General features: G+C 56.1%; 11 protein-coding genes. 6 read left to right on the plus strand and 5 right to left on the minus strand.

The window, feature by feature from the left end:
- The first annotated feature begins 60 nt into the window (after positions 1-60).
- From P1U45_RS07800 to queG, 4 genes are all read left to right on the plus strand, one after another.
- Positions 61-1,323 carry a putative DNA modification/repair radical SAM protein gene (locus P1U45_RS07800; protein WP_301058558.1) on the plus strand — a complete coding sequence of 421 codons (1,263 nt, stop codon included), beginning with the start codon at positions 61-63 and terminating at the stop codon, positions 1,321-1,323.
- Complete coding sequence (locus P1U45_RS07805; RefSeq protein ID WP_301058559.1) at positions 1,323-2,813, plus strand: UdgX family uracil-DNA binding protein; 1,491 nt, start codon at positions 1,323-1,325, stop codon at positions 2,811-2,813. Before P1U45_RS07800 ends, P1U45_RS07805 begins: the two co-directional genes overlap by 1 nt.
- 67 nt (positions 2,814-2,880) lie before the next feature.
- The gene (locus P1U45_RS07810) at positions 2,881-3,558 is read left to right on the plus strand and encodes a glutathione S-transferase family protein (protein ID WP_301058560.1); all 678 of its coding nucleotides are present in this window, start codon (positions 2,881-2,883) and stop codon (positions 3,556-3,558) included.
- Positions 3,539-4,654, plus strand: a complete 1,116-nt coding sequence (gene queG / locus P1U45_RS07815; protein ID WP_301058561.1) for a tRNA epoxyqueuosine(34) reductase QueG — start codon at positions 3,539-3,541, stop codon at positions 4,652-4,654. Before P1U45_RS07810 ends, queG begins: the two co-directional genes overlap by 20 nt.
- On the opposite strand, the gene P1U45_RS07820 is transcribed toward queG, so the two are convergent.
- Positions 4,631-5,338: a tetratricopeptide repeat protein gene (locus P1U45_RS07820; RefSeq protein ID WP_301058562.1), complete on the minus strand. Its 708-nt coding sequence runs from the start codon at positions 5,336-5,338 to the stop codon at positions 4,631-4,633. The genes queG and P1U45_RS07820 overlap by 24 nt on opposite strands.
- Before the next feature lie 55 nt (positions 5,339-5,393).
- Between P1U45_RS07820 and P1U45_RS07825 the strand changes: the two genes are divergently transcribed.
- Both P1U45_RS07825 and P1U45_RS07830 read left to right on the plus strand, forming a co-directional pair.
- On the plus strand, positions 5,394-6,239 hold the full coding sequence (locus P1U45_RS07825; protein WP_301058563.1) for an SDR family NAD(P)-dependent oxidoreductase: 846 nt from the start codon (positions 5,394-5,396) through the stop codon (positions 6,237-6,239).
- Between the two features lie 175 nt (positions 6,240-6,414).
- A complete protein-coding gene (locus P1U45_RS07830; RefSeq protein WP_301058564.1) occupies positions 6,415-6,669 on the plus strand; it encodes a YjhX family toxin in 255 nt (84 codons plus the stop codon).
- Between the two features lie 62 nt (positions 6,670-6,731).
- Here P1U45_RS07830 and P1U45_RS07835 read toward each other — a convergent pair whose 3' ends face one another.
- The 4 genes from P1U45_RS07835 to P1U45_RS07850 all read right to left on the minus strand — a co-directional run bounded on the left by P1U45_RS07835 (position 6,732) and on the right by P1U45_RS07850 (position 14,837).
- Positions 6,732-8,891 (minus strand): M13 family metallopeptidase, encoded by a 2,160-nt coding sequence (locus P1U45_RS07835; RefSeq protein ID WP_301058565.1) that lies wholly within the window; start codon positions 8,889-8,891, stop codon positions 6,732-6,734.
- A 55-nt stretch (positions 8,892-8,946) separates the two neighbouring features.
- On the minus strand, positions 8,947-12,171 hold the full coding sequence (locus P1U45_RS07840) for an efflux RND transporter permease subunit (RefSeq protein WP_301058566.1): 3,225 nt from the start codon (positions 12,169-12,171) through the stop codon (positions 8,947-8,949).
- 63 nt (positions 12,172-12,234) lie between these two features.
- Complete coding sequence (locus P1U45_RS07845; RefSeq protein WP_301058567.1) at positions 12,235-13,410, minus strand: efflux RND transporter periplasmic adaptor subunit; 1,176 nt, start codon at positions 13,408-13,410, stop codon at positions 12,235-12,237.
- Positions 13,410-14,837, minus strand: a complete 1,428-nt coding sequence (locus tag P1U45_RS07850) for an efflux transporter outer membrane subunit (protein WP_301058568.1) — start codon at positions 14,835-14,837, stop codon at positions 13,410-13,412. The genes P1U45_RS07845 and P1U45_RS07850 overlap by 1 nt, the downstream gene beginning before the upstream one ends.
- Positions 14,838-15,053: the final 216 nt, after the last annotated feature.

Here is a 15,053-nt window from a genome sequence, read left to right on the forward strand (position 1 = left end):
CAATGTGTCGCTGTCAGAAACAGTCTTGAAATGACAATTTGTTCCTGTATTGTTCTTTTCATGTCAGAGGCAGTTTCCCGATCAAAAACGACGTTTCAGAAGCTCGCCATATTGGCGGATGCGGCCAAGTATGATGCCTCCTGCGCATCGTCTGGCAGCACGAAACGCAATTCAATGTCCGGCAAGGGTGTCGGATCAAGCGAGGGGATGGGGATTTGCCATGCCTACACGCCTGATGGGCGCTGTATTTCGCTTCTCAAGGTGCTTCTGACCAACTTCTGCACATTTGACTGCCGGTACTGTGTGAACCGTGTCTCCTCAAATGTGGAGCGTGCGCGGTTTGAAACCCACGAACTGGCGAAGCTGACGCTGGATTTCTACAAGCGCAATTACATTGAAGGTCTGTTCCTTTCTTCGGGTATTATCCGCTCACCGGATTATACGATGGAGCAGATCGTAGAGGTGGCCCGCGTTCTGCGTGAGGAGCATGACTTTCGCGGTTATATCCATCTGAAAACCATCCCCGAAGCTGACCCGGAGCTGATCAAGCTGGCGGGGGCGTATGCCGACCGGCTGTCCATCAATATTGAGCTGCCGACAGAGCCGGGGTTGAAAACGCTGGCACCGGAAAAGTCGGGGCAGGTGATCCGCTCGGCCATGGCGCATGTTAAATACGGCATTGATGATCGCGCGGACGCGATGAAGTCCCGCATCATCAAAAAGGCAAAGCCTAAAGCGTTCGCGCCGGCGGGCCAGTCTACCCAGATGATTGTCGGCGCCGATGATGCCCGCGACAGCGATATCATCGTCACCTCCCGCAAGCTCTATGCGGGTTATGGCTTGCGGCGGGTTTATTATTCGGCGTTCAGCCCGATCCCTGATGCCTCGTCCAGCTTGCCGCCGCTCGCTCCGCCTTTGCTACGTGAGCACCGGCTTTATCAGGCGGACTGGATGATGCGGTTTTATGGCTATGACACTGAGGATGTGATCTCGGCGACTGATGGCGGCATGCTGGATCTGGATGTCGACCCGAAGCTCTCTTGGGCACTGAAACATCGCGCCTGGTTTCCGGTGGATGTGAACCGTGCGCCGAAAGAGCGTTTGTTGCGTGTGCCGGGTCTCGGCCCGAAATCCGTCATGAAGATTTTGTCGTCGCGGCGGCATGGCTCGATCGGGTTGGCTGATCTGGCGCGTATGCGGGTGTCACTTTCCAAGGTGCGGCCATTCATTACCGCGCGAGACTGGTCGCCGGGCGGGCTGACCGATACCGATAATCTCAAAGCGCGGTTTGTGAAGCCGCCAGAACAGCTGTCTTTGTTCTGATGCAGACGGTTATTCTGGCGCACGAAACAGATTTTGATGGCTGGCGCGCTGAGGCAAGGCGGCTCTGCGGGCAGGGCGTGCGCCCGGAGATGATCTCATGGCAGGTGGAAGGCAAGGGCGGTGATCTCTTCGCTGGCGTCAGCGAGACAAGTTCGGCGAAAGGGCCTGTGCGTGAGATTTCAGTACCGAAATCATTTCCGGGCATTGCGCGGGCGGTAATCTGTCATCGCGATGAAGAGCGCTTTGACCGTCTCTACCGGATTTTATGGCGGCTGCAGACCGAGAAAAATCTTATCGAACGCAAGGCAGTCCCTGATATTGTGTGGCTGCGGTCGCGGGAGAAAGCCATTCGCCGCGACGTTCATAAAATGCATGCCTTTGTGCGGTTTCGCAAAGCGGGCGATGCACCTGATGGGCGCGAGAATTTCGTCTCATGGTTTGAGCCGACACACCGGATCGAGGAGATTGGAACGCCGTTCTTCAAGCGTCGCTTTGCCAATATGAACTGGGCGATTGTGACGCCGGAAAAGACGGCGCGCTGGGATGGGAAGACCCTGAGCTTCGGGCCAGGCGGTTCAAAACGCGATGTGCCGCCTGAAGACGTGATGGAAGAAGGCTGGAAGACGTACTTTGCGTCCATCTTCAATCCGGCGCGGGTTAAAATCTCAGCAATGACATCGGAAATGCCGAAGAAATACTGGAAGAATTTGCCAGAGGCAGAATTGATACCCGAACTCCTCGAACAGGCTGAGTCACGGGCGCGTCAAATGGTTGAGGAGAGCATTACCGAGGCTAACCGCCTCGCCGATGTGGTGGCAACCCGGCGCGAGGCAGAACCGCAAACTGTTGAGATAAAAACACTGGAGGATCTGAAGTCAGCTGCTTCGAATTGTGAACGTTGCCCGCTTTATTGTGACGCCAGCCAGACGGTGATGGGCGAGGGGCCTTCCGGCGCGCGGCTGATGATCGTTGGCGAACAGCCGGGTGATCAGGAAGATATTGCGGGCAGGCCATTTGTCGGCCCTGCCGGGCAGCTTCTCAACGAGGCGCTTCTCAAAGCGGGGATCGACCGGCGCCGCACCTATGTGACCAATGCAGTAAAGCATTTTAAATTCATGACGCGCGGTAAGCGCCGCATCCACCAGTCGCCGACCGTGCGGGAGATTGATGTGTGCGGGCAATGGCTCAGCGAAGAGCGCCGTCTTGTGCAGCCCGATGTGATCATCGCGCTTGGGGCGAGCGCCGCGCGCGGTATTCTGGGCCAGAGCATTACGTTGAAGGACTGGCGCGGCGAACTCCAAGAACTGGCAGACGGTACAAAGCTCGTCGTGACCGTGCATCCATCCTATCTGTTACGCTTGCCGGATGCGCAGCGTGCGGCGGCTGAACGGCGATTATTTATCTCAGAGTTGGCGCTGGCTGCAACGGCGCTGAAGCCTGTGAAACCGGTTGAAAAACTCACCCATCAGGCGGAATTAACTTTTGACTAACCCTTTATACACGAAGGCGTGTTAGATAGAGCCTGATGGTGTCGTACTAAGCGTTAGAACTTATTCAATGCGTAAGCTTTTCCACTGGCCTCTTGATCCTGCAAGCCGCCTTGTCCGGCTGGTTCTGGCCGAAAAACAACTGGAATTTACTCCTGTTGTCTCTCCGCCGTGGAAGCCGGCAGAAGAGGTCATACGCCTGTACGCCAATCCGATTGGCCCGGTGCTGATTGATCAGGGCCAGCATGGTCGCGTGGTCGCGAACCACACCCATGCCATTGTTGAGTTTCTGGAAGAGCAATACCGCGACGTAAAAGTGCTGCCCATGCTTGCGCCGGACCGGGCTGAAGCCCGTCGCCTCTGGCGCTGGATTGAGAGCCGGTTCGAGAGCGAGATTAACGGCTCTATTCTGGCCGAACGCATTGCCCAGTCTGTGCAGCGGACCAGTGCGCCGGATAGTGCGCTTCTCCGACGCGGCGCGCACGCGCTTCGCGGTGTGATGACTTACCTCAACGCCCTGTGCGAGCAGACCTCTTATCTGGCGGGCCGACAGCTGACGATTGCAGATCTTTCTGCGGCCGCGCATCTCTCGGCGCTCGATTATTTCGGCGATGTGCCCTGGGATAACGCGCCTGATCTTCGCGAATGGTATCAGCGGGTAAAATCCCGTCCATGCTTCCGCGATGTCCTGAAAGACTATCTGACGGGCACAAAACCGGTTCCGCATTATGCCGATCTGGACTTCTGAGGACGTAAAAGCTCACGCCCTGTCTATCGGGTTTGATGTCTGCCGTATCACCTCGGTCGAAGAGGGCTGGGCGGCTGGCGCGCGGCTGAAAGCCTTTGTCGACGCGGGCTATCACGGTGAAATGGGCTGGATGGAAGAAACGCTGGAACGGCGTTCCCATCCGCAGGCCATGTGGCCGGGTGCGCGCTCGGCCATTGTGGTCGGCGTCAATTACGGGCCGGATCATGATCCTCTTGCGGTGTTGGATGCGAAAGACCGCGCAGCGATCTCGGTCTACGCAAAGGGCAAGGATTATCATGACGTTCTGAAAAAGCGTCTGAAGCAGCTCGCGCGGGATTTTGTGGCCGCGAATGAGTGCGAAGTGAAAGTCTTTGTCGATACCGCGCCGCTCATGGAAAAACCGCTGGCGCAGCAGGCCGGGCTAGGCTGGCAGGGTAAGCATACAAATCTGGTGAGCCGCGAGTTTGGTTCATGGCTGTTTCTCGGAGTGATGCTGACCGAAGCAGAACTTGCGCCTGATGAGGCTGCCAGCGATCATTGCGGGCAGTGCAGGGCGTGCCTTGATATCTGCCCGACCAAGGCATTCGTTGGCCCGTATCAGATCGATGCCCGCAAGTGCATTTCCTATCTGACGATCGAGCACGGCGCGCCCATTCCGCACGAGCTACGAAAGCCGATGGGAAACCGGATTTATGGCTGTGATGATTGTCTTGCGGTCTGCCCGTGGAACAAGTTTGCCTCTGAGACCAAAGAGACGAAGTTCCAGCTGACAGAAGCGACGGATGCACCGCGATTGTCGACACTTTTAGCGCTGGATGATGACGCCTTTCGGGCCATGTTCTCGGGCTCGCCAGTAAAGCGGATCAAACGCCGCCGTTTCCTGCGAAATGTACTGATTGCAGCGGGCAATTCCGGTGATCAGGGGCTGGTGCCACACGTGACCGATTTGTTGAGCGATGAGGAGCCACTCATTCGCGGCGCGGCGATCTGGGCGCTCTATCAGCTGGCGCCTGACGATGCGCGGGCAGAGAAGCTCAGCCGCGCACCGGACGAAACGTCCGAGGATGTTCTATCAGAATGGCATCTCGTCGAGTGAACGCCCTTCCGCGAGAAGCCGCTGGGCCTCACGGATATGGCCGCGCCAGAGAAGCGCCTGTGTATTAGCAGGATCGAGCGTGCGAGCCTGAGCGATATCCTGCATGGCTTCGTCCATGCGCAGCTGCCAGAAGCGGACCTGCGCGCGATAGAGCCAGGCGTAGAAGTCTCCCGGCTGACGACGGATCGCTTCGTCCAGATCGGTTTCGGCCTGTTCGTAGTCTTCAAGCTGAAGATGTGCGAGGCCGCGATAGGCGAGAATGTCGTCTGCATACTGGTTCAGACGAAGGGCGTTGGTGAAAGCGACAATGGCTTCTTCCGGATAGCCGACTTCCAGCCATGCGCCACCGGCGCGGGCAAGATAGCCGACGCGGTCATTAAGGGAGCCGCCATCAGGTGCGTTCGCGAGCGCTTCAAATTCCAGTGCGCCGTCTTCGTAATGGCCAAGTGCGATCATGGATGCTGCGCGGCACTCACGTGCGATGCGGCGATTGCCTTCCATATAGGTCCATGTGGCAGCCATTTCGTGTGCGGCTTCCGGATCCGTTTCTACGAGCTCCAGACATTCGCGCAGACGCTGCATCTCTGACATGTCGGTGGTCGCGGCAATGTTCGCGTCCGGAACGACCTGCGCGGACAGAAAAAGTGGCGCGATGATATAGACGAGAGGAAGGCTGAGGCCCATGTCATACTCCTGATACTCTGACTAATGACCTGCAGGCTCGGCGGACAAAAAGCAAATGAAGAAACAGCAACGCACCTTGTTTTGTGCAGGCTTTGGCGACAGTGCAAAGGCTTTGGCGCGTATTCTGGCGGCTGATGGCTGGTCAATTGTTCCGACGACGCGTTCTGAAGAGACGCGCGCACAGCTTCAGGCCGAAGGCTATGACGCTCTGCTGTTTGAGGAGGGCATTGATGAGAAAGTGCCTGAAAATGCGGTCTGGCTGATCTCTACCCCGCCTGATGAAGATGGCTGCCCGAGCTTTAAATTGCTGCAAAATGCTGCGCAGCATGCCTGCAGCATTTTCTATCTTTCGACGACGGGCGTCTATGGTGATCTGGACGGTGGATGGGCGTTTGAATGGACGCTTGTGAACCCGCAAAGCCCGCAGGGCGAGCGACGTGTTCTGTCTGAAAGCCAGTGGCGCGGTGCGAGGCCGGATACCAGCTTTGTGCGTCTGCCGGGCATTTACGGGCCGGGACGATCTGCCTTCGATCGGCTGGAAGACGGCAAAGCGCGCCGTATTATTAAAGACGGACAGGTCTTCTCGCGTGTTCATGTTGATGACATCGCCGCCTGCCTGAAAGGCGCAATCGAACATGATGTAAAAGGCGCGGTTCTGCATGCCTGCGATGACGAGCCTGCACCGCCTCAGGATGTGATCGAGTATGCTGCGAACGTTATGCGCGTAGACGTCCCGCCTGATATCCCATTCGAGGAGGCCGGTCTTTCTGAGATGGCGAAGCGCTTTTATGCCGAGTGCAAGCGCGTTTCAAATGCGCGCACAAAGTCACTCACGGGCTGGCGGCCCATCTATGCGGACTACCGCGAAGGTCTTCAGGCGATCTGGTCAGCGCGCGATTGAGATGATACGTAAGCGGCATCAGGAGATTTGATGTCTTTTAACGTAGAGACCCGGTAAAGCCCCGCGACTGACACCGATCAGGCGGGGCCGAAACAGACGGAGCCGCATGCCCTTATGAGGCGTGTATCTGACTGTGCGCGGATTTTGTCCGCGAATACCGGAATTACTCAGGACAATGGATATTTCACGCGCTGAACAGCGCATACTCCACCTGCTCGCGCAGGGCGGACGGATCGATAAATTTCGTGATGAACACAATGGCTTACAGGTGAGCTGTATTACCCGGGACGGGTGGCAGTTTCCCCATCTGGATCTCATTCTGTTTCGCAAGCTGAAACGAAAACGCAGCATCGCGTCACGAAATGGTGGCCCTTATCAGATCACCAAACGCGGCCTCGAACTTGTGAGGTCGCAGTATGACAACCGATAACCACAGACAAAAAAAGAGGGCCTTTGCGGGCCCTCTTTCTCATTTGGATATGTCCGTTGGACTTACCAGATTGTGATACGCTCTTCCGGTGGCAGGTAAAGCTCGTCGTCTTCTGTGACGCCGAAGGCTTCATACCACTGGTTCATGTTACGCACGACGCCGTTGATACGGTACATTGGCGGAGAGTGCGGGTCTGTTGCGAGCTGTGTACGCTGAGCTTCCTCACGGTACATTGCCTGCCAGACCTGAGCCCATGACATGAAGAAGCGCTGGTCGCCGGTGTAACCGTCGATGACAGGAGCTTCCTCACCGTTCAGAGAGAGCTGGTACGCTGTGTAAGCCATAGAGAGGCCACCAAGGTCACCAATGTTCTCACCGAGTGTGAGGCGGCCGTTTACACAGACCGTGTCTTCTTCGGAGTTCTCAATCGGGCAGAACTCATTGTATTGAGCAACCAGAGCATCTGTGCGCTCACGGAAGGCTTCCAGGTCTTCTTCGGTCCACCAGTTACGGAGCATGCCGTCGCCGTCAGAGCGTGAGCCCTGGTCGTCGAAGCCATGGCCCATTTCGTGACCGATAACCGCACCGATAGCACCGTAGTTTACAGCGGGGTCAGCGTTCAGGTCGAAGAATGGTGGCTGCAGGATAGCGGCCGGGAAGACGATCTCGTTACGGTTCGGCGAGTAGTACGCGTTGACCGTTTGTGGGAACATGCCCCACTCGGTACGGTCAATTGGCTGACCGAGTTGAGAGATCATGTCGTTATACTGCCATTCAGAGACAGCCATGATGTTCTCGAACGCCATGCCTTCAGTGATTTCGAGGCCTTCATATTCCTCGAAGACTTCTGGATAACCGATCTTCGGACGAAACTTAGCAAGCTTGTCCTGAGCTTCTACGCGTGTTTCAGCGCCCATCCACTCGAGGTTTTCGAGGTTAGCGGACATCGCTGCGCGAAGATTTTCGACCAGCTCTTCCATTGCGTCTTTAGCTTCTTCCTGGAAGTGACGCTCTACATAGATCGCGCCAACAGCTTCACCCAGTGCGCCTTCGGTTGCGCCGACAGCGCGCTTCCAGCGTGGGCGTTGCTCAGGCTGACCGCGGAGGGTCTGGCCGTAGAATGCAAAATTAGCTTCGTCGATTTCAGATGGCAGAACAGATGACATGCCGGAGATGAAACGTGCTGTGAGGTAAGCACGCCATGCTTCCAGATCAGCTGTCTGAGCGACGTCGAACAGGCCCTGAACGCCGTTGCCGAGCATGGAAACCTGCTCTTCAGTCAGGCCGTACTCTTCGATTTCTTCAGCTGTTGGAGCAAGCTGACGAACAACGAAGTGATCGTGCGCGCCAACGCCCATATCATTCAGCATGACTTCGACAGGGAAGTCACCTGCCAGCTCTTCGAGCTCGTCGCGTGTCAGTGCGTTGTAAGTGAGGTTACGGTTACGACCGATTGCGCGGTCCCAGTGCTCTTCAGCCATAGCGTATTCAAGGTCGTAGACCATTTGCGCGCCAGCTGCAGGATCTTCGTAACCTGCGAAGGTCAGCATCTGCTCGAGATATTCCATGTAAGCTGCGCGCAGCTCTACATTGTTTGGTGTGTCGCGCAGATAGTAGTCGCGGTCAGGCAGGCCGAGACCGGACTGGTTGATGTAGACTGTGTATGTGTCTGGCGCACGTGCGTCGACATCAACCCAGCCACCAATCGGAGATGCAAAGCCTGTCGCCGCGAAGATCGCAGCGAGGTCTTCACGTGTCTGGATAGACGCGATGCGGTCGAGGTAAGGCTGAGCTGGCTCTAGGCCGCGCGCGTTGATCGCTTCTTCGTCCATGTAAGCGCTGTAGTAAGCGCCGACTTTGCCCTGCAGCGTGTCGATGCCTTCACCGGAAGCAGCCGCTTCTTCGATGATTTCACGGACGTGGATTTCAGCTTCGTCTCGAAGCATATTGAACACGCCATAGCGGGACTGGTCAGACGGGATTTCAAAGCTGTCGAGCCAAACGCCGTTTACGTAACGGTTGAAATCGTCGCCCGGATCAACGCTCTCGTCGATATTGGCAAGTTCGATGCCGAATGTACCGAATACTGGTGATGCATCAGTTGCCGGTGCAGCTGTTTCGGTAGCGGCTGGCGTCGCAGCTTCCTGTTCCGGCTCTGTCTGTCCACAGCCTGCGACTGCGAGCAGCGCCAGTGATGACGTAGCGATAAGTAGCTTTTTCATATGGTCCTCTTTGAAGTTGCGCAATCTAACCCTCAGCTGGCTAGATTGCGCAAGATTATTCTGCGGGTTGGTGGTGAACATGATCGTCTCTTTCAGTCACGCCTGCAACCTTTGAAGAGTCATATGTGTCACCAATGCCCTGATATGGACGGCCCGACCACAACCAACGGAAGAGGCGGGCAATCTCTGCGCCCACAGCGTAGAGTGCCGGGACAAAGAGAAGGCTGACGAACAGGGCAAATGCCACCGCTGAACCAAGTGCAACCACCATCGGTTTCAGCATTTGCGCCTGGACTGATTTTTCCGCGATCATCGGCAGGACGCCCACAAATGTGGTCACGGACGTCAGGAGGATCGGGCGGAAGCGTGAGACCGCTGATTCGACGAGTGCCTGAACTGCGCCCATGCCATGCTCGTTTCTGCGCCGGTTGACGTTATCAATCAGGACGAGGTTGTCGTTGATCACAACGCCGGCTGCAGCCGCGATACCGAAGACAGAGAACATCGCCATCGGGATACCGAACATAAGGTGTCCGAACACCGCACCTGCGAAGGCAAACGGAACGGCGCTCATAAGAAGCAGCGGCTGGAAGTAGGACTTAAACGCGACCGCCAAAAGAACGTACATGCAGAACAATGCACCGAGATTGAGCGTGAGCAGGCTTGAGAACAACTCGCCCTCTGCCTCGGCGTCGCCCAGGCTGTCTCGTTGAACAGTAGGGAAGCGCTGTTCGAAACGTGGCCAGAAGTTTTCTTCCATGTCGGCGGAGATTACGCCGCGCTCTTCCGATGCGGTGAGTTCAGCGAACACAGCTGCGGAACGCACGCGGTCACGCCGATAGATGCGGTTAATACCTGGCGCAAACTCGTACTCTGCAACCTGGTCAAGTGGGATTCCGCGGCCATCAGGTGTGCGGATACGGAAGTCATCAAGGCTGTCGAGCGAGCGACGGGCCTCTGGCGGATAACGAACCATTACGCGGACGTCTTCACCGTCGCGCGGCAGACGTTGCACTTCAAGACCGTAATAGGCCTGACCAACCTGTTGGGACACCATTTGAAGTGTGACGCCCAGAGCCTCTGCGCCCGGCTTCAGCGTGAAGCGAAGCTCGTCAGCGGCAGACGACAGGTTGTCACCAATGTCATAGGTCGTGTTGTAGGTCTGGAGCTGTGTCTGAACCATGTCTACCGCTGCCTGAAGCGTTTCGAGGTCAGGGTGGCTGAGCGCAACACGGTAACCGCCGCCGCCGCCATTCATTGAGAAATCGAAACGGATTTCTTCTGCATCCGGAACGGGGCCGGTTGCTTCACGAAGTGCAAGCGCGATGTCTTCAGTCGACAGACCTTCCGGACGGTTCTCCGGTAGAAGCGTGCCAATGAATGATTGGATACGGCGTTCCTCGGTGATGATAGAAGCATCCGTGATGATGTCTTCTTCAATTTCCGGGAATCGTTCCGCGAGAACCTCGCGTGCCCGATCTACACCGCGTTGAAGTTGATCGGATACGCGCAGCGTACGCTCAAACGGTGTACCATCCGGCATGGTGATGTTTGCCATGACGAGATTGCTCTCGACCTTCGGCATCATCGCGGCTGGGACGATGTTGTTTCCGAGCATCGATACTGCGATCACGAACAGGCTGATGAAGAAGGCAACCGTGGCATAGCGGAAGCGAATTGCTATCTCGAGTACCGGTTTGAACAAATTGTCAGCAAACCAGATCAGGCTGTCTGCGATTGAACGTTGCACACGAAGAAGTACGCCGCTGGCACCATCAAATGACTGCGGTTTCATGTGACCAAGGTGGGCCGGCAGAATGAGCAGTGACTCGATCAAAGAGAATGAAAGCGCTGCAATGACGACAAAGCTCACCTGCGCTGTAAACTGGCGCTCCGGTCCTGGCAGCAGCATCCATGGCGCGAACATGATCATCGTGGTCAGAACGCCGAAAATGATCGGCTTTACAACAAGTTGTGTGCCGATAACTGCCGCGTCGATACCCTTATTGCGACCGGATTCAACTTCCTTGTGAATGTTCTCACCGACGACGATCGCGTCGTCCACGATAACGCCGATGACCAGCAGGATCGCAAAGAAGGACAGGAAGTTCAGAGAGACGCCGAACATTGGTAGAACGGCAAATCCACCTGCAAACGCCGTGATGATGCCGATTGTTACCCAGAAGGCTACGATCGGGCGCAGGAACAGGATGAGGACGATCAGAACAAGGATCAGACCAAGAATCGCAGAGCTGGAAATGATCTCCATATTCCCGCGGTACATGTCTGCCTGGTCCATCAGAAGGTCGGCTCTGATAGCTTCCGGCAGAAGCTCTTCATTGGCACGTTCGATGAACGCCATCAGATTATCAGAGTATGTGTCGATATACATGGTCTCTGGCGGCATGATCATGATGAAGGCCGTCGGGTCGCCGTCGAATGTCGTATTAAGAGATTCATCAACAAATCCGTCGATGACGTTTGCCACGTCACCTACGCGAATGGTTTCGCCTGTAGGAAGCTGACGGATAACGATATCAGAGAATTCGTCGGCATTGTCGGCAAGGTTGCGCGTTTGAAGGCGCATATTGCCAACATCTGTACGAATTTGGCCGCCGGACGAGTTTACCGATGTGCCGCGGATTGCATTCGCAACGTCGGAGAATGTCAGATTATAGCGGCGAAGCTGTTCTTCGGAAACTTCAATAGAGACTTCTTCACCCAGCACGCCCCAGACTTCGGCGAGTTCGCCGCCCTGAACGGTCGCAGCAACTTGATCACGTAGTTCATCCGCGACGCGTTTCAGCGTAAGGCGGTCAGTGTCACCGTGGACCGCAATGCCAAAGTACATCTGGCTCTGGCGCCAGCGTTGGATTTGTGGCGGGAAGCTTGCCTGCGGCAGGTTGTTGATCTGGTCAACGCGCATACGGACTTCATCGAGGAATTTATCGATGTCATAGTCCTGGAAAGACTCAAGGTTTACATAACCAACGCCTTCGCGCGCAACGCCTTCCATGCGGCGCAGACCATCAAGGTCTGCGAGCATTTCTTCAAGACGTGTGACGATCTGGTCCTCAATATCCTGAGGGGATGCACCTGGCCATGAGATTGAAACGCTCGCGCCATTAAAGTCAGCCGAAGGGAAGACTTCACGTTCAAGAGACGAGAACCCGATTGCTCCGAAAATAAAGGCGCAGAGCATCAAAAGATTGGCTGCGACGGAGTTCTGTGCCCACCAGGCAACAATGCCTTTATGCTCTTTGGTTGTTCCGGTGCTCATAGCTCACCTGTGCTTTTCCGAAAATTTCGGCTGCGAGATATGTCGCAGCCGGTACTCAACTGATTATTCTTCTGCGATCGTGATGCTCATGCCATCAAACGGTGCCTGAAGTGGCGAGAGAATGGCGAGATCACCCGGTTCCACACCGGCGTCGACGTATACGTGGTCGCGGTCTGTATAGACCACATTGACCTCGTGAATGCGCATCACAAGCTCGTCAGCATCGGCGACGAAAATCTGGTTGCGACCACGAAGGGCAGCACGCGGTGCTTCGAGAAGACCTTCAATGGTTTCGCCGGAGACTTCGGCGGAAACAAACAAGCCCGGTGCGAGCGGAATACCGTTAGAGGCACCTTCGCCAAACGGGTCTTCCACGACAGCAATCGCAGAAATCAGACGCGTCTGCGGATCAACTGCGGCCGCTGTACGAGTTACGCGACCATACCATTCACGGCGCTCACCGGCCACTGTCGAGCTGAATACGACAGCCGGACCCGGAGTTTCTTCTGTTTCTTCAAACGCGAAGGAGAGACCCAAACGTCCAAGTTCAGTGTCTGTCAGCGGGAGCGCAATTTCAGCGTAGTCTGTACCGAACATACGACCGAGTGACGAACCGGTAGAAACAAACTGTCCAACGTCAACGTCTTTAGAACGGATGCGGCCCTCAAATGGTGCGCGCACGATTGTGCGCTCAAGCGCGAGCTCTGCATCGCGAAGCTGCGAACGGGCTGCTTCCAGCGAGGCCTGAGCCTGTGCAAGCTGTGGTTCACGTAGCGCGAGAGGGGAGGCGGCGCCTGTGCCAAGTTCTTCCCAGTCCTGACGGGCAAGTTCTGCTTCGGCCTGCTCACGAATGAGAGCCTGTTGGGCACTTGCGACCTGAGATTCTGCACGGATGCGTGCAAGACGGTAGTCAGCATCGTCAATTCGGATCAGAACTTCACCTCGGCGGACAAAGCCACCATCAATGAAGGCCGGAGAGACATAAGAGATACGACCGGAAATCTGTGGTGAGATCGCAATTTCACGGCGCGGGCGAACCTCACCCTGGCTGGTGACCGTCAGATGGAGATCTGTTCGAACGATTTCCTCGGTGAAGACCGCAATGCCGCGAGGTGCTTCTTCCGCAGGCTCGGCTGTCGGCTTCATCAAGCCCAGTGCGATTGAGCCACCGACTGCGATGACTGCGAAAATTACGATTGGCAAACCAATTGAAAGAGCGATCTTGGCGCCTCTGCTCATTATTCTGTCCCTTCAGACGTGTTCTCAGCCGGGAGCGCGTCAGTGGTAAGCTCCCCACCCAGTGCTAAGTGAAACTGTACGCGATTGATGGCACGCGAGGTCTGCGCGGAAATGAGGCTGGCCTCTGCGTTAATCCTACGTGTCTGTGTATCAATCAGATTGAAAATTGTGGTCAGGCCGTTCTGATACTGGCGTTCAGCCAGGCCTTCGGCGGCCAGAGCCTGCTCGTAAGCAACCGTCTGTGCATCCACCTGTGCGGCAAGGAAGGCATCAGCAGCGAGCGCGTCCTCAACTTCTTTCCATGCTGTCAGAACAGCTGACACATAGTTGAAGCTGGCTGTGCGGCCCTGTGCTTCAGCGGCTGTGATATTGGCTTCCAGAGACCCGCCATTGAAAATCGGTGCTGTGAGGGAGCTGATCACCTGGGCGGCCAGATATTCAGGGTTCAGCACGTCGCCGATATTATCAGCCGAATTTGTGAGGCTTGCAGTGAGCGACAGGCTCGGGCGAAGCGCCAGACGGGCCTGATCGACACGAAAACCAGCGGCCGCGATGCGCGCTTCAGCAGCAGCAATATCCGGACGCCGCGCCAGCAGGCTGGTAGGATCACCAGCACCTGTGATTGGCGGCAAGTCTTTGCTGTCCAGATTGGCTTCAAGTTCGTTTGCCGGATAACGGCCCAGCAGGATTTCCATGCTGCGACGCGCGACGCCGCTATTTTGCTGGCGAGAGAGAAGCGCTGCTTCGGAAGAGGCAACGGCGCTGCGTGCTGTACGCACATCAAGCGCGCCTGTCAGACCGAAGTTATAACGACGCTCGGTAAGAGACAGAATTCTTTCACGCGCCGCGAGTGTAGCTTCTGCGAGCGCTTCTTGGCGGACCGCATCAGAGAGGCGGATCCACGCAATCGCAGTATTGGCAGCGAGCGACAGACGCGAGGCAGCAAAGTCGGCTTCGCTTGCAACAAGGTCGGCATCCGCCGCGGAAAGGCCAGCGCCGATACGGCCCCAGAGGTCCGCTTCCCAGCTGGCGTTGAGCCCAATGCGGTAACCAAGCGAGTCTGTGCGCGTAATGCCGCCGGAATTATTGTCAAAGGCAGAAGACGTGCCTGTCGCACTACCGGATGCGCTGAGCGATGGCAGGCTCCGGCCGTAAGTTGCCGCCGCTGTCGCGCGGGCTGCGTCGACACGTGCGTAAGCTGCCTGAATCCCCGGATTGTTCTCCAACGCTTCAGCGATCAGGTCTTCCATAACCGGATCATCGAAGGCGGACACCCAGTCACCGACTGGCGGAACTTCAGCGAGTGCACCTTCAGACCATTCGGCTGGTGTCGCTGGTAGCTCTACGCTGATTGTTTCTGGTTCATGTCGAAGACTTGCACACCCTGAAAGCGCGGCGACTCCGGCAAGCAAAAGATGTGCTCGCATTCCTAACTCCGATTTAAGTCAGCGATTTAGACCCGAAATTTCTGACTGTCAACAAAAAATTATCGCAAAACAATATAAATATACATTGTATAGATGCTGTTGGCAGTGGAATTAGGGCGTTCGCCTATTGTTTTCTATACGAGAGATAAATTATTTTCCGTTGTCATCATGCTGATACGTTGTTCTGGGAAATAAACAGGCACTGTGCCATTTGAA

The sequence above is a fragment of the Ponticaulis sp. genome (assembly GCF_029210165.1).
In the GTDB taxonomy this organism is placed as follows: Bacteria; Pseudomonadota; Alphaproteobacteria; order Caulobacterales; family Hyphomonadaceae; genus Ponticaulis.